Annotated in this window: 11 protein-coding genes and 5 rRNA genes; 2 read left to right on the top strand and 14 right to left on the bottom strand. The window is 59.3% G+C overall.

Annotation, left to right across the window (positions count from 1 at the left end):
- Nucleotides 1-32 precede the first annotated feature (32 nt).
- The 7 genes from BLIJ_RS12665 to BLIJ_RS12695 all read right to left on the bottom strand — a co-directional run bounded on the left by BLIJ_RS12665 (nucleotide 33) and on the right by BLIJ_RS12695 (nucleotide 11,219).
- A 23S ribosomal RNA gene (locus BLIJ_RS12665) occupies nucleotides 33-3,098 on the bottom strand.
- A gap of 31 nt (nucleotides 3,099-3,129) precedes the next feature.
- On the bottom strand, nucleotides 3,130-3,450 hold the full coding sequence (locus BLIJ_RS14515) for a hypothetical protein (RefSeq protein ID WP_126386297.1): 321 nt from the start codon (nucleotides 3,448-3,450) through the stop codon (nucleotides 3,130-3,132).
- A 79-nt stretch (nucleotides 3,451-3,529) separates the two neighbouring features.
- Nucleotides 3,530-5,055: ribosomal RNA gene (locus tag BLIJ_RS12675) — 16S ribosomal RNA — on the bottom strand.
- Nucleotides 5,056-5,909: 854 nt separating this feature from the next.
- Nucleotides 5,910-6,026: ribosomal RNA gene (gene rrf / locus BLIJ_RS12680) — 5S ribosomal RNA — on the bottom strand.
- Between the two features lie 170 nt (nucleotides 6,027-6,196).
- A 23S ribosomal RNA gene (locus tag BLIJ_RS12685) occupies nucleotides 6,197-9,262 on the bottom strand.
- Between the two features lie 31 nt (nucleotides 9,263-9,293).
- Nucleotides 9,294-9,614: a hypothetical protein gene (locus BLIJ_RS14525; RefSeq protein WP_126386297.1), complete on the bottom strand. Its 321-nt coding sequence runs from the start codon at nucleotides 9,612-9,614 to the stop codon at nucleotides 9,294-9,296.
- Nucleotides 9,615-9,693: 79 nt separating this feature from the next.
- A 16S ribosomal RNA gene (locus tag BLIJ_RS12695) occupies nucleotides 9,694-11,219 on the bottom strand.
- Together the 16S, 23S and 5S rRNA genes form the textbook arrangement of a ribosomal RNA operon.
- A 575-nt stretch (nucleotides 11,220-11,794) precedes the next feature.
- Here BLIJ_RS12695 and BLIJ_RS12700 point away from each other — a divergent pair.
- Nucleotides 11,795-12,550 carry an SIR2 family NAD-dependent protein deacylase gene (locus BLIJ_RS12700; protein ID WP_012578669.1) on the top strand — a complete coding sequence of 252 codons (756 nt, stop codon included), beginning with the start codon at nucleotides 11,795-11,797 and terminating at the stop codon, nucleotides 12,548-12,550.
- 143 nt (nucleotides 12,551-12,693) lie between these two features.
- On the opposite strand, the gene ilvA is transcribed toward BLIJ_RS12700, so the two are convergent.
- The 5 genes from ilvA to BLIJ_RS12735 all read right to left on the bottom strand — a co-directional run bounded on the left by ilvA (nucleotide 12,694) and on the right by BLIJ_RS12735 (nucleotide 20,650).
- Nucleotides 12,694-13,959, bottom strand: a complete 1,266-nt coding sequence (gene ilvA, locus BLIJ_RS12705) for a threonine ammonia-lyase (RefSeq protein ID WP_008783028.1) — start codon at nucleotides 13,957-13,959, stop codon at nucleotides 12,694-12,696.
- Between the two features lie 302 nt (nucleotides 13,960-14,261).
- Complete coding sequence (locus tag BLIJ_RS12710) at nucleotides 14,262-16,088, bottom strand: glycoside hydrolase family 13 protein (RefSeq protein ID WP_014485215.1); 1,827 nt, start codon at nucleotides 16,086-16,088, stop codon at nucleotides 14,262-14,264.
- Nucleotides 16,089-17,503: 1,415 nt separating this feature from the next.
- Nucleotides 17,504-18,370 carry a carbohydrate ABC transporter permease gene (locus tag BLIJ_RS12725; protein ID WP_003827791.1) on the bottom strand — a complete coding sequence of 289 codons (867 nt, stop codon included), beginning with the start codon at nucleotides 18,368-18,370 and terminating at the stop codon, nucleotides 17,504-17,506.
- An 18-nt stretch (nucleotides 18,371-18,388) separates the two neighbouring features.
- On the bottom strand, nucleotides 18,389-19,339 hold the full coding sequence (locus tag BLIJ_RS12730) for a carbohydrate ABC transporter permease (protein WP_012578673.1): 951 nt from the start codon (nucleotides 19,337-19,339) through the stop codon (nucleotides 18,389-18,391).
- Nucleotides 19,340-19,360: 21 nt separating this feature from the next.
- Entirely contained in the window at nucleotides 19,361-20,650 is a 1,290-nt protein-coding gene (locus BLIJ_RS12735; protein WP_012578674.1) for an ABC transporter substrate-binding protein, read from the bottom strand.
- A 172-nt stretch (nucleotides 20,651-20,822) separates the two neighbouring features.
- Between BLIJ_RS12735 and BLIJ_RS12740 the strand changes: the two genes are divergently transcribed.
- Entirely contained in the window at nucleotides 20,823-22,031 is a 1,209-nt protein-coding gene (locus BLIJ_RS12740) for an ROK family transcriptional regulator (RefSeq protein WP_012578675.1), read from the top strand.
- Between the two features lies 1 nt (nucleotide 22,032).
- On the opposite strand, the gene BLIJ_RS12745 is transcribed toward BLIJ_RS12740, so the two are convergent.
- Entirely contained in the window at nucleotides 22,033-24,336 is a 2,304-nt protein-coding gene (locus tag BLIJ_RS12745) for an alpha-galactosidase (protein ID WP_012578676.1), read from the bottom strand.
- Between the two features lie 119 nt (nucleotides 24,337-24,455).
- Nucleotides 24,456-24,905 carry a tRNA adenosine(34) deaminase TadA gene (gene tadA, locus BLIJ_RS12750; protein WP_007051825.1) on the bottom strand — a complete coding sequence of 150 codons (450 nt, stop codon included), beginning with the start codon at nucleotides 24,903-24,905 and terminating at the stop codon, nucleotides 24,456-24,458.
- Nucleotides 24,906-24,948 lie beyond the last annotated feature (43 nt).

The following is a 24,948-nucleotide window of genomic DNA, read 5'->3' on the forward strand; positions in this document are numbered from 1 at the left end:
GATGATGCGGTCCCCGAACGGATCGGGGAATGATAGTGTTGCCTTTCGTCCGTTAGTACCGGTCGGCTCCACCCCTCGCGGGGCTTCCACGTCCGGCCTATCGACCACGTGTTCTGCATGGGGACTACAGCAGCCCGAGGCTGCACGGAATGCTTATCTTGGAGCAGGCTTCCCGCTTAGATGCTTTCAGCGGTTATCCCTTCCGAACGTAGCCAACCGGCCGTGCCACTGGCGTGACAACCGGCATACCAGAGGTTCGTCCACCCAGGTCCTCTCGTACTATGGGCAGGCCTCCTCAACATTCCAACGAGCGCAGAGGATAGAGACCAAACTGTCTCACGACGTTCTGAACCCAGCTCGCGTGCCGCTTTAATCGGCGAACAGCCGAACCCTTGGGACCTGCTCCAGCCCCAGGATGCGACGAGCCGACATCGAGGTGCCAAACCATCCCGTCGATATGGACTCTTGGGAATGATCAGCCTGTTATCCCCGGGGTACCTTTTATCCGTTGAGCGATGCCGCGTCCGTACACCGGCACCGGATCACTAGTCCCGACTTTCGTCCCTGCTCGGACCGTCGTCCTCGCAGTCAAGCCCGCTTGTGCACTTGCACTCGCCACCCGATTGCCAACCGGGCTGAGCGGACCTTTGGGCGCCTCCGTTACTCTTTGGGAGGCAACCGCCCCAGTTAAACTACCCGCCAGGCACTGTCCCTGAACAGGATCACTGTTCGAGGTTAGACATCCAATGCGAACAGAGCGGTATTTCACCTTGCGGCTCCGCACGATCTGGCGACCATGCCTCTCGGCCTCCCGCCTATGCTACACAATCCACACCGAATGCCAATACCAAGGTATAGTAAAGGTCCCGGGGTCTTTTCGTCCTTCTGCGCTTAACGAGCATCTTTACTCGTACTGCAATTTCGCCGAGCTCCTGGTCGAGACAGTGGGGAAGTCGTTACGCCATTCGTGCAGGTCGGAACTTACCCGACAAGGAATTTCGCTACCTTAGGATGGTTATAGTTACCACCGCCGTTTACCGGGGCTTGAATTCACCGCTTCACCCGAAGGCTGACGGATCCTCTTAACCTTCCGGCACCGGGCAGGCGTCAGTGCATATACAGCGGCTTGCGCCTTCGCATGCACCTGTGTTTTTGGTAAACAGTCGCTACCCCCTGGTCTGTGCCACCCCCAAAAGCTCCCCGCGCGAGGCGGCTCACCATCGGGGGTCTCCCTTAAACCGAAGGAACGGGAGTGATTTGCCGAGTTCCTTGACCAGGATTCGCTCGATCGCTTTGGTATTCTCTACCTGACCACCAGTGTCGGTTTGGGGTACGGGCGGCTTCGAGCCTCACGCCGAAGCTTTTCTCGGCAGCCGGGATCACCGGATATCGGGCCACAAGGCCCCCACCATCGCACCTCGCCCACACGCCCCGCGGATTTGCCTACGGGACGGGCTGCGTGCTTGACCACGGAAAACCACCTCCGCGGCCGGCTACCCTTCTGCGTCACTCCTGCGCTGACCTACTACAAGGATCGGTCCCAACAGGCCCAGGCATCCCACCCCCGAAGGGGAAGCAAGCCCGGACCCGGAGGTTAGTACTCCAAGCCTCGGTTCTGGCGGCTGAAAGCCGGTACGGGAATATCGACCCGTTCATCCATTCGACTACGCCTGTCGGCCTCGCCTTAGGACCCGACTCACCCAGGGACGATGAACGTGGCCCTGGAACCCTTGGTCATCCAGCGGACGGGATCTTCACCCGTCTTTCGCTACTCATGTCTGCATTCTCACTCCCATGAAGTCCACGGCGCGTTCACACGGCCGCTTCGCCCCTCATGGGACGCTCTCCTACCCAGTACAAAATACTGCCGCGTCTTCGGTGGTGTGCTTGAGCCCCGCTACATTGTCGGCGCGGAACCACTAGACCAGTGAGCTGTTACGCACTCTTTCAAGGATGGCTGCTTCTGAGCCAACCTCCTGGCTGTCTATGCGACTCCACATCCTTTCCCACTTAGCACACGCTTCGGGACCTTAGACGACGGTCTGGGCTGTTTCCCTTTCGACGACGAAGCTTATCCCCCGCCGACTCACTGCCGGGATACACGTCACCGGTATTCGGAGTTTGGTTGCTGTTGGTACCCGATACGGGCCCGCAAGCATCCAGTAGCTCTACCCCCGGGACGCAATGACCCGACGCTGCACCCAAATGCATTTCGGAGAGAACCAGCTATCACGGAATTTGATTGGCCTTTCACCCCTAACCCCAAGTCATCCCCCCGGTTTTCAACCCAGGTGGGTTCGGTCCTCCACACGGTCTTACCCGCGCTTCAACCTGCTCAGGGCTAGATCATCCCGCTTCGGGTCCAGGACACGCGACTTTAAACGCCTTTTAAGACTCGCCTTCGCTACGCATACCCCACACGGGTTATGCTCGCCACATGCCACTGACTCGCAGACTCATTTTTCGATAGGCACGCCGTCACCCCACAAAGAGGCTCCGACGGATTGTAGGCGCACGGTTTCAGAGACTGTTTCACTCCCCTCCCGGGGTACTTTTCACCTTTCCCTCACGGTACTCGTTCGCTATCGGTCAGACAGGAATATTCAGGCTTACCCGACGGTCCGGGCGGATTCGCACGGGGTTCCACGGGACCCGTGCTACTTGGGAGACGCGATCGGCAGACCATGCGCGTTCAGGTACGGGGCCCTCACCCTCTGCGGCCCGGTATTCAACCCGGTTCCCCTGACACATGGTTTTCTACAACTGCCGGCCGGCCCGTCGGAGCCGGCACACGCGATCCCGCAACACCCCACACGCAACCCCCGACGGGTATCACACGCGCAAGGTTTGGCCATCATCCGCTTTCGCTCGCCACTACTCACGGAATATCCTTTCCTGCAGGTACTGAGATGTTTCACTTCCCTGCGTACCCCCCGGCCGAAGCCGGTACCGACCCATGACGGCCGGTGGGTTCCCCCATTCGGAAATCCTCGGATCAAAGCCCTGTAGGCGGCTCCCCGAGGCTTATCGCAGCCTCAAACGTCCTTCATCGGTCCTGTCTGCCAAGGCATCCACCATACGCCCTTGCAAGCAACACACACCATGAAGGTGCATGGCCGCAAGATTCCTCTAGCAAATTCCCAGACGACAAATCATCACACTAAAAATGATCACAAAACGATCGAAACGAACAATAGAGTTCGATTCGAAATCAACAGCAAAACAAAGATTCAAAACCATTGTTTTGCTCGCGTCCACTATCCAGTTCTCAAGCCACCACGCACCGCCACGCCAACCAGACCGGCACACGGCCGGCCCGCAGGCACGACGGGCATCGAATCGCGCCAGGCAAAAGCCTGGGGTGGCGATCCGGGAGCCCAAAAGCGCATCCGCACCACCCCCGCGGAACATCCCACGACGGACGAACCGAAAGCCCATGATCTCTTCCACACCAGCAACCCGTCCACACGCGACCATCGCGCGGGAGGGTCCGCACCGGACGCCGAACGGCATCCTGTATTCTCCGTAGAAAGGAGGTGATCCAGCCGCACCTTCCGGTACGGCTACCTTGTTACGACTTAGTCCCAATCACGAGCCTCACCTTAGACGGCTCCATCCCACAAGGGGTTAGGCCACCGGCTTCGGGTGCTGCCCACTTTCATGACTTGACGGGCGGTGTGTACAAGGCCCGGGAACGCATTCACCGCGACGTTGCTGATTCGCGATTACTAGCGACTCCGCCTTCACGCAGTCGAGTTGCAGACTGCGATCCGAACTGAGACCGGTTTTCAGGGATCCGCTCCGCGTCGCCGCGTCGCATCCCGTTGTACCGGCCATTGTAGCATGCGTGAAGCCCTGGACGTAAGGGGCATGATGATCTGACGTCATCCCCACCTTCCTCCGAGTTAACCCCGGCGGTCCCCCGTGAGTTCCCGGCACAATCCGCTGGCAACACGGGGCGAGGGTTGCGCTCGTTGCGGGACTTAACCCAACATCTCACGACACGAGCTGACGACGACCATGCACCACCTGTGAACCCGCCCCGAAGGGAAACCCCATCTCTGGGATCGTCGGGAACATGTCAAGCCCAGGTAAGGTTCTTCGCGTTGCATCGAATTAATCCGCATGCTCCGCCGCTTGTGCGGGCCCCCGTCAATTTCTTTGAGTTTTAGCCTTGCGGCCGTACTCCCCAGGCGGGATGCTTAACGCGTTAGCTCCGACACGGAACCCGTGGAACGGGCCCCACATCCAGCATCCACCGTTTACGGCGTGGACTACCAGGGTATCTAATCCTGTTCGCTCCCCACGCTTTCGCTCCTCAGCGTCAGTAACGGCCCAGAGACCTGCCTTCGCCATTGGTGTTCTTCCCGATATCTACACATTCCACCGTTACACCGGGAATTCCAGTCTCCCCTACCGCACTCAAGCCCGCCCGTACCCGGCGCGGATCCACCGTTAAGCGATGGACTTTCACACCGGACGCGACGAACCGCCTACGAGCCCTTTACGCCCAATAATTCCGGATAACGCTTGCACCCTACGTATTACCGCGGCTGCTGGCACGTAGTTAGCCGGTGCTTATTCAACGGGTAAACTCACTCACGCTTGCTCCCCGATAAAAGAGGTTTACAACCCGAAGGCCTCCATCCCTCACGCGGCGTCGCTGCATCAGGCTTGCGCCCATTGTGCAATATTCCCCACTGCTGCCTCCCGTAGGAGTCTGGGCCGTATCTCAGTCCCAATGTGGCCGGTCGCCCTCTCAGGCCGGCTACCCGTCGAAGCCACGGTGGGCCGTTACCCCGCCGTCAAGCTGATAGGACGCGACCCCATCCCATACCGCGAAAGCTTTCCCAGAAGACCATGCGATCAACTGGAACATCCGGCATTACCACCCGTTTCCAGGAGCTATTCCGGTGTATGGGGCAGGTCGGTCACGCATTACTCACCCGTTCGCCACTCTCACCACCAAGCAAAGCCCGATGGATCCCGTTCGACTTGCATGTGTTAAGCACGCCGCCAGCGTTCATCCTGAGCCAGAATCGAACCCTCCACAAAAAGAATGCGAAGAGACATCGACAGATGACTCTCAAAACAAAAATTGACGAGCACGTCCTTAAGGAAGGACGCCCTCAAAAAACCTCACCCCTCATCAAACCCTCCCGGGTACCCGACCACCACGACAGGCGATCAGGCGAGGAATGAACTGGCAATCATTGACTATAAAGAAGTAGTACAAACACGCTCTTGAGTTCTCAAACCACCACCACACACCCACCTCACAGCCCCCACCGAAGGGAACCACTCGCTGAGCGGCAGCAAGGAAATAACTTACACGCATTCGCAGACTCGCGCAAATCGGGCGCACGAAGATAAGCCAAAATCGTTGAAACGACAGGCTTCGCTCGGCGTGTCGAAATCGACGTTTCGCACGTCCATATCTTCAGTCTAGAACTAGATATCGTCGAAAAATGGATTGAAAATTTTGGTCGATGGGCGTGTCGCGAATTACCTCTTACGGCGCATGTGATGCACCGCCAATTATCGGAATCATCATTGATCCAGTACACCGATAAGGACCATTATGTTCGGATTACTATATGCTCGCCAGTCGTGCACCAATTAACCGCCTGGTAGCGATGCAGTTGCCGTATTGCTTGCCTTGGCACGACCAACGACTGAATGGCATCAGCACATTCAGAGTCGCCGATTCAATCCATGCATCGCAGCATAGATCAGTCGTGGTCTCACGGGTATGGGGAGGCCCCGTTGCCGTGTGGGTGCCGGGGTGTCCTGTTTGTGTCCGGGTATGCGGGGAGGTCCCGGTGCCTGTGTGGGTTTGGGTCGGGGTTGGTTTCGGGTATGCGGGAAGCCCCGGTACCTTCAAGGTATCGGGGCTTCCTGTACGTGTGATGCGGCGGCGTGCTACTCTCCCACACCCTGTCGGGTGCAGTACCATCGCCGTGCCAGGCCTTAGCTTCCGGGTTCGGAATGGGACCGGGCGTCTCTCCTGGGCCATGGCCGCCGCAAATCTTCTCTTGTACGGTCAGACGCTGGGGTCTGCCGGCCTGTGGCGGCCTGGGAACCGGATAGGGGACGCGATTGCCGTTGATGTTTCGTCTTGTGGCCAGACAATGCTCATCGTCGTCTGGTGTCGTTTGCAGGAGGATGATGCGGTCCCCGAACGGATCGGGGAATGATAGTGTTGCCTTTCGTCCGTTAGTACCGGTCGGCTCCACCCCTCGCGGGGCTTCCACGTCCGGCCTATCGACCACGTGTTCTGCATGGGGACTACAGCAGCCCGAGGCTGCACGGAATGCTTATCTTGGAGCAGGCTTCCCGCTTAGATGCTTTCAGCGGTTATCCCTTCCGAACGTAGCCAACCGGCCGTGCCACTGGCGTGACAACCGGCATACCAGAGGTTCGTCCACCCAGGTCCTCTCGTACTATGGGCAGGCCTCCTCAACATTCCAACGAGCGCAGAGGATAGAGACCAAACTGTCTCACGACGTTCTGAACCCAGCTCGCGTGCCGCTTTAATCGGCGAACAGCCGAACCCTTGGGACCTGCTCCAGCCCCAGGATGCGACGAGCCGACATCGAGGTGCCAAACCATCCCGTCGATATGGACTCTTGGGAATGATCAGCCTGTTATCCCCGGGGTACCTTTTATCCGTTGAGCGATGCCGCGTCCGTACACCGGCACCGGATCACTAGTCCCGACTTTCGTCCCTGCTCGGACCGTCGTCCTCGCAGTCAAGCCCGCTTGTGCACTTGCACTCGCCACCCGATTGCCAACCGGGCTGAGCGGACCTTTGGGCGCCTCCGTTACTCTTTGGGAGGCAACCGCCCCAGTTAAACTACCCGCCAGGCACTGTCCCTGAACAGGATCACTGTTCGAGGTTAGACATCCAATGCGAACAGAGCGGTATTTCACCTTGCGGCTCCGCACGATCTGGCGACCATGCCTCTCGGCCTCCCGCCTATGCTACACAATCCACACCGAATGCCAATACCAAGGTATAGTAAAGGTCCCGGGGTCTTTTCGTCCTTCTGCGCTTAACGAGCATCTTTACTCGTACTGCAATTTCGCCGAGCTCCTGGTCGAGACAGTGGGGAAGTCGTTACGCCATTCGTGCAGGTCGGAACTTACCCGACAAGGAATTTCGCTACCTTAGGATGGTTATAGTTACCACCGCCGTTTACCGGGGCTTGAATTCACCGCTTCACCCGAAGGCTGACGGATCCTCTTAACCTTCCGGCACCGGGCAGGCGTCAGTGCATATACAGCGGCTTGCGCCTTCGCATGCACCTGTGTTTTTGGTAAACAGTCGCTACCCCCTGGTCTGTGCCACCCCCAAAAGCTCCCCGCGCGAGGCGGCTCACCATCGGGGGTCTCCCTTAAACCGAAGGAACGGGAGTGATTTGCCGAGTTCCTTGACCAGGATTCGCTCGATCGCTTTGGTATTCTCTACCTGACCACCAGTGTCGGTTTGGGGTACGGGCGGCTTCGAGCCTCACGCCGAAGCTTTTCTCGGCAGCCGGGATCACCGGATATCGGGCCACAAGGCCCCCACCATCGCACCTCGCCCACACGCCCCGCGGATTTGCCTACGGGACGGGCTGCGTGCTTGACCACGGAAAACCACCTCCGCGGCCGGCTACCCTTCTGCGTCACTCCTGCGCTGACCTACTACAAGGATCGGTCCCAACAGGCCCAGGCATCCCACCCCCGAAGGGGAAGCAAGCCCGGACCCGGAGGTTAGTACTCCAAGCCTCGGTTCTGGCGGCTGAAAGCCGGTACGGGAATATCGACCCGTTCATCCATTCGACTACGCCTGTCGGCCTCGCCTTAGGACCCGACTCACCCAGGGACGATGAACGTGGCCCTGGAACCCTTGGTCATCCAGCGGACGGGATCTTCACCCGTCTTTCGCTACTCATGTCTGCATTCTCACTCCCATGAAGTCCACGGCGCGTTCACACGGCCGCTTCGCCCCTCATGGGACGCTCTCCTACCCAGTACAAAATACTGCCGCGTCTTCGGTGGTGTGCTTGAGCCCCGCTACATTGTCGGCGCGGAACCACTAGACCAGTGAGCTGTTACGCACTCTTTCAAGGATGGCTGCTTCTGAGCCAACCTCCTGGCTGTCTATGCGACTCCACATCCTTTCCCACTTAGCACACGCTTCGGGACCTTAGACGACGGTCTGGGCTGTTTCCCTTTCGACGACGAAGCTTATCCCCCGCCGACTCACTGCCGGGATACACGTCACCGGTATTCGGAGTTTGGTTGCTGTTGGTACCCGATACGGGCCCGCAAGCATCCAGTAGCTCTACCCCCGGGACGCAATGACCCGACGCTGCACCCAAATGCATTTCGGAGAGAACCAGCTATCACGGAATTTGATTGGCCTTTCACCCCTAACCCCAAGTCATCCCCCCGGTTTTCAACCCAGGTGGGTTCGGTCCTCCACACGGTCTTACCCGCGCTTCAACCTGCTCAGGGCTAGATCATCCCGCTTCGGGTCCAGGACACGCGACTTTAAACGCCTTTTAAGACTCGCCTTCGCTACGCATACCCCACACGGGTTATGCTCGCCACATGCCACTGACTCGCAGACTCATTTTTCGATAGGCACGCCGTCACCCCACAAAGAGGCTCCGACGGATTGTAGGCGCACGGTTTCAGAGACTGTTTCACTCCCCTCCCGGGGTACTTTTCACCTTTCCCTCACGGTACTCGTTCGCTATCGGTCAGACAGGAATATTCAGGCTTACCCGACGGTCCGGGCGGATTCGCACGGGGTTCCACGGGACCCGTGCTACTTGGGAGACGCGATCGGCAGACCATGCGCGTTCAGGTACGGGGCCCTCACCCTCTGCGGCCCGGTATTCAACCCGGTTCCCCTGACACATGGTTTTCTACAACTGCCGGCCGGCCCGTCGGAGCCGGCACACGCGATCCCGCAACACCCCACACGCAACCCCCGACGGGTATCACACGCGCAAGGTTTGGCCATCATCCGCTTTCGCTCGCCACTACTCACGGAATATCCTTTCCTGCAGGTACTGAGATGTTTCACTTCCCTGCGTACCCCCCGGCCGAAGCCGGTACCGACCCATGACGGCCGGTGGGTTCCCCCATTCGGAAATCCTCGGATCAAAGCCCTGTAGGCGGCTCCCCGAGGCTTATCGCAGCCTCAAACGTCCTTCATCGGTCCTGTCTGCCAAGGCATCCACCATACGCCCTTGCAAGCAACACACACCATGAAGGTGCATGGCCGCAAGATTCCTCTAGCAAATTCCCAGACGACAAATCATCACACTAAAAATGATCACAAAACGATCGAAACGAACAATAGAGTTCGATTCGAAATCAACAGCAAAACAAAGATTCAAAACCATTGTTTTGCTCGCGTCCACTATCCAGTTCTCAAGCCACCACGCACCGCCACGCCAACCAGACCGGCACACGGCCGGCCCGCAGGCACGACGGGCATCGAATCGCGCCAGGCAAAAGCCTGGGGTGGCGATCCGGGAGCCCAAAAGCGCATCCGCACCACCCCCGCGGAACATCCCACGACGGACGAACCGAAAGCCCATGATCTCTTCCACACCAGCAACCCGTCCACACGCGACCATCGCGCGGGAGGGTCCGCACCGGACGCCGAACGGCATCCTGTATTCTCCGTAGAAAGGAGGTGATCCAGCCGCACCTTCCGGTACGGCTACCTTGTTACGACTTAGTCCCAATCACGAGCCTCACCTTAGACGGCTCCATCCCACAAGGGGTTAGGCCACCGGCTTCGGGTGCTGCCCACTTTCATGACTTGACGGGCGGTGTGTACAAGGCCCGGGAACGCATTCACCGCGACGTTGCTGATTCGCGATTACTAGCGACTCCGCCTTCACGCAGTCGAGTTGCAGACTGCGATCCGAACTGAGACCGGTTTTCAGGGATCCGCTCCGCGTCGCCGCGTCGCATCCCGTTGTACCGGCCATTGTAGCATGCGTGAAGCCCTGGACGTAAGGGGCATGATGATCTGACGTCATCCCCACCTTCCTCCGAGTTAACCCCGGCGGTCCCCCGTGAGTTCCCGGCACAATCCGCTGGCAACACGGGGCGAGGGTTGCGCTCGTTGCGGGACTTAACCCAACATCTCACGACACGAGCTGACGACGACCATGCACCACCTGTGAACCCGCCCCGAAGGGAAACCCCATCTCTGGGATCGTCGGGAACATGTCAAGCCCAGGTAAGGTTCTTCGCGTTGCATCGAATTAATCCGCATGCTCCGCCGCTTGTGCGGGCCCCCGTCAATTTCTTTGAGTTTTAGCCTTGCGGCCGTACTCCCCAGGCGGGATGCTTAACGCGTTAGCTCCGACACGGAACCCGTGGAACGGGCCCCACATCCAGCATCCACCGTTTACGGCGTGGACTACCAGGGTATCTAATCCTGTTCGCTCCCCACGCTTTCGCTCCTCAGCGTCAGTAACGGCCCAGAGACCTGCCTTCGCCATTGGTGTTCTTCCCGATATCTACACATTCCACCGTTACACCGGGAATTCCAGTCTCCCCTACCGCACTCAAGCCCGCCCGTACCCGGCGCGGATCCACCGTTAAGCGATGGACTTTCACACCGGACGCGACGAACCGCCTACGAGCCCTTTACGCCCAATAATTCCGGATAACGCTTGCACCCTACGTATTACCGCGGCTGCTGGCACGTAGTTAGCCGGTGCTTATTCAACGGGTAAACTCACTCACGCTTGCTCCCCGATAAAAGAGGTTTACAACCCGAAGGCCTCCATCCCTCACGCGGCGTCGCTGCATCAGGCTTGCGCCCATTGTGCAATATTCCCCACTGCTGCCTCCCGTAGGAGTCTGGGCCGTATCTCAGTCCCAATGTGGCCGGTCGCCCTCTCAGGCCGGCTACCCGTCGAAGCCACGGTGGGCCGTTACCCCGCCGTCAAGCTGATAGGACGCGACCCCATCCCATACCGCGAAAGCTTTCCCAGAAGACCATGCGATCAACTGGAACATCCGGCATTACCACCCGTTTCCAGGAGCTATTCCGGTGTATGGGGCAGGTCGGTCACGCATTACTCACCCGTTCGCCACTCTCACCACCAAGCAAAGCCCGATGGATCCCGTTCGACTTGCATGTGTTAAGCACGCCGCCAGCGTTCATCCTGAGCCAGAATCGAACCCTCCACAAAAAGAATGCGAAGAGACATCGACAGATGACTCTCAAAACAAAAATTGACGAGCACGTCCTTAAGGAAGGACGCCCTCAAAAAACCTCACCCCTCATCAAACCCTCCCGGGTACCCGACCACCACGACAGGCGATCAGGCGAGGAATGAACTGGCAATCATTGACTATAAAGAAGTAGTACAAACACGCTCTTGAGTTCTCAAACCACCACCACACCAGCAAGACGGAAAACCAACCAGAGGAAGGAACCCGCCGCGCTGAGCGGCAACAGGTGAATAACTTACACGAACACACGAACACACGCAAATCGAAGCGCGCAAGAACCTAAGGAATCGGCGGAATAGCGCGGTTCCCTCGGCGTGTCGCACAGAGCCCACTTTGCTCTGATGAGGCTAGGTTAACTCCTCAAATGTTTCTGAAAAGCATCAAATCCACTATGCGGCTGGCGTGTCGCGAGAGTTTTCAGCTAGTCGGCCCTGCGTTCATCTCTCGGCAACCACACTGCCGGCGCACAATCGGCACATGACAGCGCTCCGTCATCGGATTTCGTTCATGAATCGCGGGTATACCTGTGGTTATGACCAAGAAGATTGCTGTATTAACCGGGGCGGGCATTTCCACGTCCGCCGGCATCCCTGATTTCCGCGGTCCGGACGGTGTGTGGACCAAGCATCCTGACCAAATGAGCGTTTACGACATCGATCTGTTCCTGCGCAACAAAGAGGACCGCGAGTACTCCTGGCGCTGGCAAAAGGAATCGCCAGTATGGAATGCGCAGCCCGGCACTGCGCATAAGGCGCTGGTCAAGCTGGAACAAGCCGGCATGTTGACGCTGCTGGCCACGCAGAACTTCGATGCACTGCATGAGAAGGCCGGCAACAGCGACAACGTCATCGTGAACCTGCACGGCACTATCGGCACCTCGCATTGCATGAAGTGCCATCAGGAATATGCCACGGCGGACATCATGGCCCGTTTGGATGAAGAACCCGATCCACATTGCCATCGCAAACTGAAGTATCGTGGCGATATGCCATGCAATGGCATTATTAAAACCGATGTGGTGTATTTCGGTGAGGCGCTGCCGGACGGAGCGATGGAGAAGTCGTACAGCCTGGCCACCAAAGCCGACGAACTATGGGTAATCGGATCGACCCTTGAGGTGTACCCGGCGGCGAGCATTGTGCCGGTGGCCGCGCAGGCGGGCGTGCCCATCACCATTATGAATATGGGTCACACGCAATATGACCATCTTGCGAGCCGCTTGATTCATGAGGATATCGCCGCTGCCCTGCCGAAGTTGGTGGACGAGACGATTGCGGAGAACAAGTAGCCCTCAGCATAACGAAAGCGCCGGTAGGTGGGTTAAGCAACCGATGATTGGCTTAACCACCCACCGGCGCTTTCGCGCCACCTCCCGCTAGCGGGAGGTATTGGAACACACTTCTGCGCGGCCTCCCGCCAGCGGTATTGGAATCAGTAGATGCGCTTGGGCTGGAATCCGGCTTCCCTGAGTGCCGCGAGGATGCGGTCGATGTGCTCGGGGCCGTTGGTCTCGACCGTGACGCCGAGAGACACCGCGTTGGTGTAGTGGCCGGATGCCTTGAACTGGTCGTGATCAAGCTGAATGACGTTGGCGCGCTGCTCGGCAAGCAGGGTGGCCACCTTGACGAGCTGACCCGGAGTATCCGGCAGCTCGACCTCGAAGTTCATGATGCGGCCGCGGGCAATCATACCTTTCTGAATCACCGCACCCATGGTCACGGTGTCGATGTTGCCGCCGGACATAATCGGCACCACCACGTGCGGGCCGGTGGCGGCGGCGAACTTGCGCGAACGCAGGTTCAGGTGTTCCAGCGCAGCCAGCGAAACGGCGCCGGCCGCCTCGACCACCAGCTTGTGCTTCTCGAGCATGAGCAGAATCATTTCGTTGATGTCACGCTCGGTGACGGTGACCAGATCGTCCAGGAACTCGTTGATCAGAGCGAAGGGCAGGTCGCCGGGGTGCTTGACTGCAACACCTTCGGCGGAGGTAACCACATGGTCAGCCGGAGACACACGACCCGCGGCCAGCGAGTCCTTCCATGCCGGGGAGCCCTCCGGAATCGCACCGATTACGCGCACTTCAGGCTTGAATGTCTTGATGGCGAGCGCCACGCCGGCACCCAGGCCACCGCCACCGAGCGGCACGACCACGTCAGTGACGTTCGGCACGTCTTCGAGGATCTCCAGACCAATGGTGCCTTGGCCGCAGATGACTTCGTAATCGTCGAACGGCGGCACGTAAATCATGCCTTCCTTGTCGGCGAGCTCAGCAGCGTGGGCGGCGGATTCGTCGAACACATCGCCGTACAGCACCACATCGGCGCCGTAGGCCTTGGTGGCATCGACCTTCAGCGGCGGGGTGATCTGCGGCATGCAGATGGTGGCCTTCGCACCACGCTCACGGGCCGCATAGGCCACGCCCTGGGCATGGTTGCCTGCGGATGCGGTGACGATGCCACGGGCGATCTGCTCTTCGGTGAGCGATGCGATCTTGTTGTACGCGCCGCGAATCTTGAAGGAACCGGTGACCTGCAGGTTTTCCGGCTTCAGGAGAATCTCATGACCGGTCATCTCGCTCAATACCGGCGAAGGGATAATTTCCGTATGACGGGCAGTCCCTTTGAGACGTTTGGCGGCCAACTTCAGTTCGGCTGCATGATCACGCTGCAGCGCCTTCAAAACATCCTTTTGTTCCATAGCTTTTAATTGTATGGCGCGGGGACACCGAAAACAGTGGCTTATCTCGCTAACGAGCGCTCATTTACGGTAATTCCCGTTCGTAATCAGCTTTCGAGGGGCTGATTTGGCTTCGCGGGGAGGTCTATCTCCTCTTCGAGGGGCTGCCTGATCGTGCAATGCGTGAGTATGACACATCATTTGCAGCGGTATTATGCGGTTTTCGGAGCCCGGCTATTCAGGCACCAACCCCTTGAAACGGAGATAGACCTCCCCGCGAAGCCAAATCAGCCCCTTGAAACGGAGATACCGCCTAGCAACACTTATAGGCTGACGACGACGCCCTCCCATGGTGCAAGCTCACGGCCGGCAAGAGCGGTCACAGCGTGCGCGGCGTCATACGTGCTGATCACCACGTTCGACTCGGCAAGGCCATCGGCCACTGCTAACAGTTCGGCGGATTCGCGAGGCAAATCAACAGTTCGCCCGGACATATTGACCACGACCAACAACTTCTCGTCACCGAGGGTACGAGTGAAGGCATACACATGCGCATCGTCCGCGTCGAGCAGCTGCCAGTCTCCGGCTACCACCATAGGCATGTCGTGGCGCAGAGCGATGAGCCGCTTGTAGAAGGAGTACACCGAATCCGGATCATCGAATTCGCCGGCGGCGTTGATCTCGGCATGATTCGGATTCACGGAAATCCATGGCTCGGCGGCTGCGTCAGGTGCGGTGAAACCGGCGTAGACGGAGCCATCCCACTGCATCGGTGTGCGTGAGTTGTCACGACCGCGGGCGGCGATACCGGCCATCATGGATTCGGGCGACTGCACCTTGGCTTCCTCAACCCTTTGACGGTAAGCGTTCAGGGACTCGAGGTCACGGTACTGGTCTAGGCGCGTGAAGTGGGCGTCGGTCATGCCTAGCTCTTCGCCCTGATAGATGTACGGGGTGCCGCGATGCATGTGCAGCATCAGGCCAAGTGCCTTGGCCGAACGCACACGAGATTCCTCCGAGGAGTCATCACCCCAACGAGAAACGACGCGAGGCTGGTCGTGGTTACCAGTAAACAGGCTTGCCCAGCCTGCATTCTTCACGGCCGCTTGATAACCGGCCATAATGCTCTTGAGCTTCGGCAGGTCAAGTGGCAGTGGCTTCCATTTGACGCCTTCGCAGTCAAAATCAACGTGCTCGAATAGGAAGAGCATATCCAGCTCGCCATTGGCCGGATCGGTGATGTATTCGTTGCGCTGGGCTGTGACGCCTGGCGCCTCGCCTACAGTCAGGAAGCCGTCACGCCCTTCGAATACCTCACGGCGCATTTCAGCCAGGAATTCATCCTGACGGGGGCCGTCCGCACAGAACGGATTCGGGTCGGAGTAGCCTTCCTCACCCACGGGCAGATCTTCCAGCTCGGAACCGTACTCGCCGGGCAGCTTGCCAGACAGGTCCGTGCGCTTGGAGATAAGGGTGATGACGTCCATGCGGAAGCCATCGACGCCGCGGTCAAGCCACCAGTTCATCATGTCGTACACTGCACGGCGCACAGCCGGATTTTCCCAGTTGAGGTCCGGCTGCTTCTTCGAGAACTGATGCAGGTAGTATTCGCCACGCTCAGGGCAATACTCCCATGCAGAACCGCCAAAGTAGGAGCCCCACTGGTTGGGCTCGGCACCGGGCTCGCCGGCAGTGGTGCCGGGACGGGCGGGACGCCACCAATACCAGTCGGCGTGCTCATCATCCTTGTTTTTGGACGCTTCAAACCAGGTGTGTTCATCGGAAGTGTGATTGACAACAAGATCCATCACGATCTTGAGCCCGCGCTTGTGGGCCTCGGCCAGCAGCTCGTCCATATCGTCGAGCGTGCCGAACAGGGGGTCGATGTCCTGGTAGTCGGAGATGTCGTAGCCGTTGTCGTCCTGCGGGGACCTGTAGACCGGAGAGAGCCAGAGCACATCCACGCCAAGATCGGCAAGATAATCAAGCCGTGATGTGATGCCCTTAAGATCTCCGAAACCATCGCCGTTCGTGTCTTGGAAGGAACGCGGGTAAATCTGGTAAACGACCGCATTGGACCACCATGGATTCGGGGTGGCACCGTTGGTGCGGATGGAATCTGGAATTACTGTGCGTTGTGAAGTGGTCATCGTTGGCTCCTCCATTATTTATGGTCTACATTGCCTGTTGCTCATAGTCTAAAAAGCGCTGAATTACATTTCCATTGGGGAACTGCGTTGGTGTGCCGGAAACAAAAACTGCAAAGAGCCGGAAGGCACTGCTACGGCTCAATTCTCATAAGCTGCACATGCTATTTAGCAACATATGGGCCCTTTCGCTGTTTGTGGTGGGTGACTGTGCCGTGGGGTGATGTTGGTCGGGTAGGTTGGAGGCATGGATGCCTCTCACCTGTTCACCGCCGCGCTTCGGCTGCGGTCGCCTTGGAGGGTCGGGTCTGCGGACTTCCGTGACGCCGACGGCGACGGGCGGGAGCCGCACATCACGATCGGCTTCGAGCCCGGCAGAGGGTTCATGCTCCTGTTCGAGGCGTGGGTGTGGCTATATCGCCTGTGCTCGTGGATGATGCACTCGAGGCTCGAACCTATGAAGGAGCTCGCCCGCTTGTTCCGCCGCCACTTCGCCACCATAATCTACCTGACCTGCGGCAGCTCACATATTAACGGTTCTTCTGATTGCGACGCGCAAGAGCAACTTCGGGCGCGCTTGGATTGCCTGCTTGAACCCACTGGTGCGGGGATAGATGATTTAGTTGACACGCCTGCGGGAATCTGGTGGGGATTTCGCTGGCACACCGGATTTCAAGCAAACCCCGCCTCGGGAACCGCTCCGGACTTCGGCGTTGGCCCGGTTCGTATGTCAATCGATTGCCGTCTGAACCGGGACAGAATCCGCTGTCCCGGTTCGCGATTTTTGTCCTTTTTTACAAACAGGGACAAGCCAATCTCCGCAGTTCATATGCTCCGTAATACAAAATCGGCGGAATAGAGCCGATCCCGGAATCAACATGTTGTCCCGGTTTTCACATAAAACGATTGACATTCATACCGGGACAATGAAAATTGTCCCGGTTCGTGAAAATCGCCCGAAACCGCGAACCGGGACAGCGGATTCTGTCCCGGTTCGCGCGTCAAACGGTTGATATGTGGACCGGGACAAGCCAGTGGCACGGCGACACAGCAGATGCGCTCAATTGCACCGTAAGCCGTACGGTTTCGTCACTTTTTCATTCGCACAACGAGCAAAACCACATGACCTTTGTGCGCCACCGCCACATCAACCGACCGTCGCCTTTATTGTGGCGGTTTCCAGTATGGCAACAGGACAGAAAAGCCTCCTCCGGTGAGAGCCGGAGGAGGCTTGGGTGGAAGCGGACCTTTACTTCACAGAGTCCTGCAATTCAGGACTGGCCTACGGCCAGACCCAACATGACCTCGCGAGTACGCGACCTATCCGGCCGCCCGGGCCGGGAAACAGCCCACAGGGCTGTTTCCTTAATCGGCTCGTCTCGCTCGACGCGGTGAAGTAAAGCAGCGCCTGCGCTGTTTTACTTGACCGCTCCCCTCATCACACCACCAACGACCCACTTTTGGGCGAAGATGTAGACGATGAGGATTGGGGCCATGGCCATCAGGTAGCTGGAGAAGGCCATCGGGTAGTTGGTGGCGAACTGCGAGCTGAAGACGTACTGGGCGAGCGGGATGGTCTGGTTCGACTGGTCGGTCAGGATGATCAACGGCAGGAGGAAGTCGTTCCAGGCCCACAGTGCGGTCAGGATGGCGATGGTGGCGTTAATCGGGCTCATCAGCGGGAAGATGATGGTCCAGAAAATGCGCCACGTGGATGCGCCATCGATGCGGGCCGCCTCTTCCAGCGAGACCGGAATCGAACGGATGAAGCCCGTGGCGATGAACAGGTTCGTGCCCAAGCCGAGCACCGTGTACAGGATGATCAGGCCGACCTGGTTGTCCAGATGCAGGGAGCCCATCTGCTTCGCAATCGGCAGCATGACGACCGGGAACGGCACGAACATGGCGGCGATGAAGAAGTAGTACAGGAAGCGGAAGAAGCGCTTATCCATGTTGCGGGCCACGGCGTAGGCCACGAAGGTGTTGGTCAGCAGGGTGAGCACCACGGCGGCCACCGTGATAATCGCGGAGTTGAGCGCGGCCTTCGGGTAGTTGACCTTGGCGGAGGCGTCGGCGAAGTTATGCCACTGCCACGAGGTGGGCAGAGCGAAGGTGCCGGCTTCGGCCGGGGTCTTCAGCGCGGTGACGATGGTGAAGTAGAGCGGGATCAGAATGGTCAGGCTCAGCACTGCCACAGCGGCGGTCAGCCACCAGTTGATGCGGTGATCCCTGCGGAACTTGGCGGGCTTACCGGCTTTGGACGGAGCAACTGTTGCAGTAGTCATTTCTTATCCTCCCCTAAATCAGATTTGTTCCTGGCTGCGGGAAATGCGCAGCTGCACGAAGGCGATAATCGCCAGCACGATGAAGAAGAGCACGGCGTTCGCGGTCTGGTAGGCGTACTCGCCACCGGTCAGGCCACCCTTCCAAATGAGGTAGGTGACGGTTTCGGTGGCGGAGTTCGGGCCGCCATCGGTCAAGGCGACGACCTGATCGAAGGTACCGAGCGCGTTCTTCATGGACAGCACGAGGTTGATGGTGAAGAACGGTCCGATCAGCGGGAAGGTGATCTTCCAGAACTTCTGCCAGGGATTGACGCCGTCGATGGCGGCGGCCTCGTAGATTTCGTCGTCGATGGTCTGCAGACCAGCGAGGTAGATGAGCACCGAGTAGGCGATGCCCTGCCAGACGGCGAGGAAAACGATCGGGATCCAGCTGAGCTGCTCATTGGTCAGCAGCGAGGTGGACAGCCACTTGATGCCGAGTGCCTTGCCAAGTTCGGGCAACGGGTTCATGAAGATGTACTTGAACACGTAGCCGATGACCAGCACGGAGAGGGTGTAGGGAATGAAGAAGATGGCACGGAAGCCGTTTTTGAAGGCGATCTTCGAGTTCAGCATCACCGATAGGAACAGGGCGATCACATTGATCAGCACTGTGATGAGAATGGCGATGAAGAATGTGAACAGGTAGGCGTGGCCCACACGGTTGTCTTGAAAGAGAGCGATGTAGTTCTTCAGGCCGATGAACTTGTAGTCGCCGTATCCCTGCGAATTGGTGAAGGAATACTTTACGCCGTCAAGAAATGGCAGGTAGAGGAAGAAAGCGAAGATGATGGCCGCCGGAACCGCCATCCAATAATAGGCGGGGTCCACTTTGCGGGTGGAGAAGGCGGAAACCTTCTTCTTGGCGGGTTTCTTGGCAGCGGACTTAGCGGCCGGAGCAGCGGTCTTAGTTGCAGTTGCGTGTGACATGATGTTCTCCTCTCCTACCGATCACTCGAAGGTCCTGGCTTGGACCTTGTCCCATTCGGTCTGCATCTGGTTCAGGAAGCGGTCGGTGTTGCCGGAGGTCACCATGGTCTGCAGGTAGCCGCCGATGTTGATGGACGAAGGAATGTAGTGGTCGCAGAAGTCGGCCAGTCGGTTTTCCTCGAAGAACGGGCGCACGGTTTCCAGCGCATCGTTGCCGAAGTAGGTGTCCTTCAGCGGCGTGATGGCGGACTGGGCGTCGGCGTAGGCGTCAAGCTGATCCTTCTGCATGAGGAACTCGACGAGCTTCATCGCTTCCTTGGGGTGCTTGGTGTTCGCACCGATGGTGAGCATCACGTCGTCGCCGGCGGTGAGGATCTGCTCGCTGGCGTCATCGGTGGCCGGCATCTGGGCGAAACCAAGTTCGATATCGGGGTTGATCAGCAGGATCTGCGGGATGGCGTAGGTGCCGAGCGGGATGATCGCGGCCTTGCCTTGGGCGAAGTTCTGCGTGCCCTGCTGGTAGGTGACGCCGGTGTCCGCAGTGGAGTAGGTGAAGAGCTGGGATTCCTTCTCGACTGCGGTCTTCCACAGTTCCTGGAACGTGGTCTTGCCTTGCTTGAGCTCGGTGTACTTCGACTCGGGAACCAGCGTGCCGGTCAGCGAGGCGAGCGGGGCCTGGGTGGTCCAGGCGTCGGCCACTGTGCCCTGCAGCGGGTTGATGCCGGCGTCCTTGAAGGTGTTGAGCATGTCGGTGAACTCGGCCCACGTGGTCGGCGGGTTCTCCGGGTCGAGACCTACCTTGCGGAACAGCGCCTTGTTGTAGATGTAACCGGAGGCGTTGCCGGCAAAGGGCAGACCATACAGGCGCTTCTTGGAGGAATCGGTGGTCTGCACCAGGTTTTTGGCGATCTGCACCATGCCGGGGTTGAGGGTATCCACGATGGGCTCATCGGTGAAGTCGTAGAAAACACCGGATGCGGCGAAGTTGCCGAAGCTGATGTCGCCGTTGAAGGTGATTACGTCCGGCACGCGGTTCTTGACGAAGCGGGTGCGTAGATCGGTCTGGGCGTTGGCGGAGTTGTTGATGTTGACCTTGATGGTCGGGTTCTGCTTTTCGAAGTCGGCGACCATGGATTTGAACTGGTCTGCAGCCTCGGACTTGAACTGGAAGAAATCCAGCGTAACGGTACCTGCGGTGCTCGATCCGCAGCCTGCCAGGCCGAAGCCGACGGCGATAGCGCACGCCACAGCAGCAGTGCGCACGGCCAGACGCTTCAGTCTAGGCGTTGAATGTGGGGAATCGGACAGCATATTGTTGACTCCTTTATCTCTTTCCTTCCGGCTTCAGCGCCGGCGGCTCTTCCACTTTCAAAAGTAACGATTGCGCCATTTCATTCCCAGCGCCAGCGAGCCCGCTTGCACAAGAAACAAAAAGCGCGGTATTTTGTGATTAACGCAATAAATAATGCAAAGGGGCTTAAGCATGTCTGACGCCAATGCGATTCCGCAATGGTTTTCCGGATCCGAGCATACGCATCGCGTGGCGGCAGCCATCGCCCAATATGGGCCGATTGCGCGCACCACATTGGCACAGATGCTGGGATTGAGCCAGGGTGCGCTCTCCCGCATTACCAGCGATTTGATCTATGCCGGAGTCATCGAAGAACTGCCGGCTGTGGCCAGAACTACAGGCAAGCTGCCTGAACGGTTTACTCCCAAGGAGAGCTCGGATCGTCGCGGCCGGCCGCAGACCGCATTGGTATTATGCTCGAACGCACGCACCTTCGTAGGCGTCAAAGTGCACGGCACATCCATTGTGTCGGCCGCCGTGAACGCGCATGGCGAGGTGGTTTCCAGCCGACATGAGATACCAATTGGTGCTGATCAGTCGGCAGAATATGTGACATCGTCGATAGCCACGCTGGTTCGTGAATGCTCTGATGATGTCGCCGCCACCGGCCTGCCCGCTCCCACTGCCGTGGGCGTAGCGGTCGGAGGTCACGTGATCGATGATTCCATCGTCACGTTCGCCCCATTCCTGCACTGGGAGGGCACCACAGATTTAGGCGCAATGGTGTACGAGGCCACCGGATTGCCATGCGGCGTATTCAACGATATCGATTCGCTGCTGGTGGATGCCTCCTGGTTCGGGCCGGGAGTGGGCGTGGATACGTTCGCCGTAGTGACCATCGGCGTGGGCGTGGGCTATTCGCTGGCTGTGCATGGCGAACCGGTCAGTTACCCGGACAAGAGTTTTGGCCTAGTGGGGCATGTGCTCATCGACCCGGAGGGCCCGCGCTGCACCAGTGGGCATATCGGGTGTTCGCAATGCCTGACTGACGATTCGATTGCGGAACAGTATTCGGCGATCATCGGCCGCGCAGCGACCTTCGATGATTTTGCGCACGATGCCAGAGCCCATGTGCCGCAAGCCTCTCAGCTAGTGCACCGCACTTGCTTCCGATTGGGATCGCTGGTGGCCACCGTGGCGAACATCGCTATGCCGGGGCATGTAATGATCGCCGGCGAATCGGCATTTTTGGCGAAGCTTGGTACCGATTCGCTGCGTGACGGCATCCGCTTCTATCGGCATAGCCAAACTCAACCGGTGAAGTTCACGATTATGGATCACGACTGGCAGCTCTGGGCCAAAGCCGCTGCCAGCCGTGTAATCGTGAAGCATATTGGGTAGGTCACTCCGCCACAGCTTTGAACAGTACTGCCTGCTGAGGGTGGAGGGACGGGGGACGGATGCCGTAACGCTGCAGGGCTTCGCCGGTCAGGACTACGCCTTCCTCGTTCCACCAGCCGAGAGTGCTCTGGCCGTTGGTCAGACCGGTCAAATCCAAGCTCGGGTCAAGCGGGCTGACACGGTAGGTGCGCTCGGGGTCAAGTCCGGGCAGATGCACGGGCGCGGCCGGATAGGTCTGGCTCGTGGTCAGCTGGGTGAAGCGGTAGATGGCGGCGTCACGGTTCGGCATCACCATACCGTCCAGACGCACGGCCGGATCGTTGGAGTCGGCGTGCACGCAGGTGTCGATGGCGAACCAGTCGCGGTGCTTCTTGAATTCGGCCACCCACACGGCCAGCTTGGCGAGCGCCTCGTCCGGCTCCTTCAACAGGTTCCATTCGATGCCCATGTGGCCGAAGAACGCCATGGCCATGCGCAGTTCCTGGCTGGTGGCACGCTGGGTGGAGTGCGCGGGACTGGCGCCCACGTGCTCGCCCATCATCGCCGGCGGCACCAGCAGCGAGGTGTAGCGCTGGATGTCCGCGCGCTCGACCGGGTCCACGCAGTCGGAGACCCAGATACGATCGGCGTGCTCTAGGATGCCAAGATCCACGCGGCCGCCACCAGAGGAGCAGCTTTCGATCTCAAGGCCCGAATGTGCGGTCTTGAGGCCCTTGAAGATGTTGTAGACGGCAAGGGTCTGCGCGTGCACGGCCGGGCGGCCGGAGCGGCGGGAACCGGGCTCGGTGACGAGCTTGTTGTGGTCCCACTTGATGTAATCGATACCAAGCTCGCCGACAAGCTGGTCCATGCAGCCGTAGATGTAGTCGAACGCATCCGGATTGGTCAGATCGAGCACCTGCTGAGTGCGGCCCTGCAGCGGCAGACGGCCGGCAGTGGGCGAGAGAATCCAATCGGGGTGGTTACGGGCCACATCGGAATCGGGGTTGACCATTTCCGGCTCGAACCACAAGCCGAATTCCATACCCTTGGCGTGCACGTAGTCGGCGAGCGCCTTCAGGGACTTCGGGCCATCGGGCCAGACGTCCTGCGCAATCTGCCAGTCACCGAGGCCGGAGGTGTCGTCGCGGCGGGAACCGAACCAACCGTCATCCACCACGAATCGTTCCACGCCGGAGTCGGCGGCCTTGTCGGCGAGCGCCTTCAGCGTATCGAAGTTGTGGTCGAAGTACACAGCTTCCCAGGTGTTGAGGATCACCGGACGGCCGTGCGAGAACAGGCGCGGATGCAGGGAGCGCACGTAGGAGTGGAAGCGGGCGGCGATCTCATTGAGGCCATCGCCATAGGAGCCGAACAGCCACGGGGTGTCGTAGGAGTTCTGGCCTTCGCCGGGGCCGGCGAGCGTCACTTCGCCGCCGAACAGGAGTTCGCCGCCGCCGATTACGCCGGTCGTGTAGGGCAGACGTTCGGCGGACAGTACGGAGTTGCCGCTCCAGCCCACGTGCACCGAATAGGCGTCGCCATGCTCGAAGCCGAAACCGGGCACGCCGGCGGTCAGGAGCAGGGATGCGTCGAAGTCAGGGCGGCCGGCGAGCTGCGGCTTTTCGAAACGGCCGACGGTCAGCGGCTGGCGCTGCGGACTGCGTTCACGTAGATGGTGACCGGTGGTGGTGAGGATTTCGCCGGCGGATTCGGGCAGCGGGAAGCCGAGCTCGATCTTGCCGATCTCGAGCGGGGCTCCGGCGTCTGCACCGAACAGGTTGGTTACGGTGGCCTTCTGACGGACCAGGCCGCCGGGGAGCAGTTCGAGGTGCCACTCGACTTCCACGCCCTGCTCCTCATCGCGCGCGGTGACTATGACGCCGGGCACGCGGACCGGACCGGTGGCACGGGCATGGCCGGCCACATCGGTGTAGCTTTCGCCGGACACGGCATCGAGGGTGGCTTCCAGCACGCCGCCGGCCTCGATATTGGTCACGGTGAACTTGGGGAAGAGCTCGACGCCGGCGCGGCGCAGCACCACGCGCTGCTCGCCGATCCAGCTTTCGGCCTGGGTGGGCAGGATGGACGGCCAAGCGGTGTCGTCGAGCGCGCCGGACACGCGCTGCGGCTTCAGGGCGTCATAGGCGGCCAGCAGGGTGTCGGGCTTGGCCAGCGGGCGACCCCAGTGGACGATGCGCGGCAGGTCGCTGCCGGCAAACACCAGACCGATCGCCACATTGGCGGCGGGCTGGGTCAGGTAGACGGCGGTGAGTGCGGTACCGTCAGCGGCGGCACCGGTGAAAGTGGAGGTGTTCTCGGCCATATTGCCTCCTTCGACGTGTGTGGATTGGCATTGCACTACTGGTTTCGATCGTAGAAGAGATGGAATATGTTGCCTTGGTGCCGCGTGTTGGTTGCGTGAGGTAAGTAATGCGTCCGTGTCTATCGCCGCTGAGCGAAGAAATCAGTCAGGATGGACTGACACTCGCCTTCCAACACGCCGCCGTGCACTTCAGGGCTATGGCCGATATGCGGATCGCGCGGAATATCCCAAATCGAACCGCATGCACCGAGCTTGGGATCCCAGGCACCGAACGCGATGGTACCGATATGGGTCTGGATGCAGGCACCCGCGCACATCGGGCACGGCTCAAGTGTGACGGCCAGCGTGCAATCGGCGAGATTCCAAGCGCCCAAGGCTTGGGCCGCCTGACGCATGGCGATGATTTCGGCGTGGGCAAGTGGGTCACCATCAGCCTCACGCGTGTTGTATCCGCGCCCGACAATCTGGCCGGCCGCATCCAGCACCACCGCACCAACCGGTACGTCACCAGCGGCTGCAGCCTGACCGGCCAGTTCCAGTGCGCGACGCATCGCCTCGTCATATTCCATACCAACGAGTGTATGCCTTTTTCTCATATCGTCTCATGATGTG

The organism is Bifidobacterium longum subsp. infantis ATCC 15697 = JCM 1222 = DSM 20088 (genome assembly GCF_000269965.1).
GTDB lineage: Bacteria > Actinomycetota > Actinomycetes > Actinomycetales > Bifidobacteriaceae > Bifidobacterium > Bifidobacterium infantis.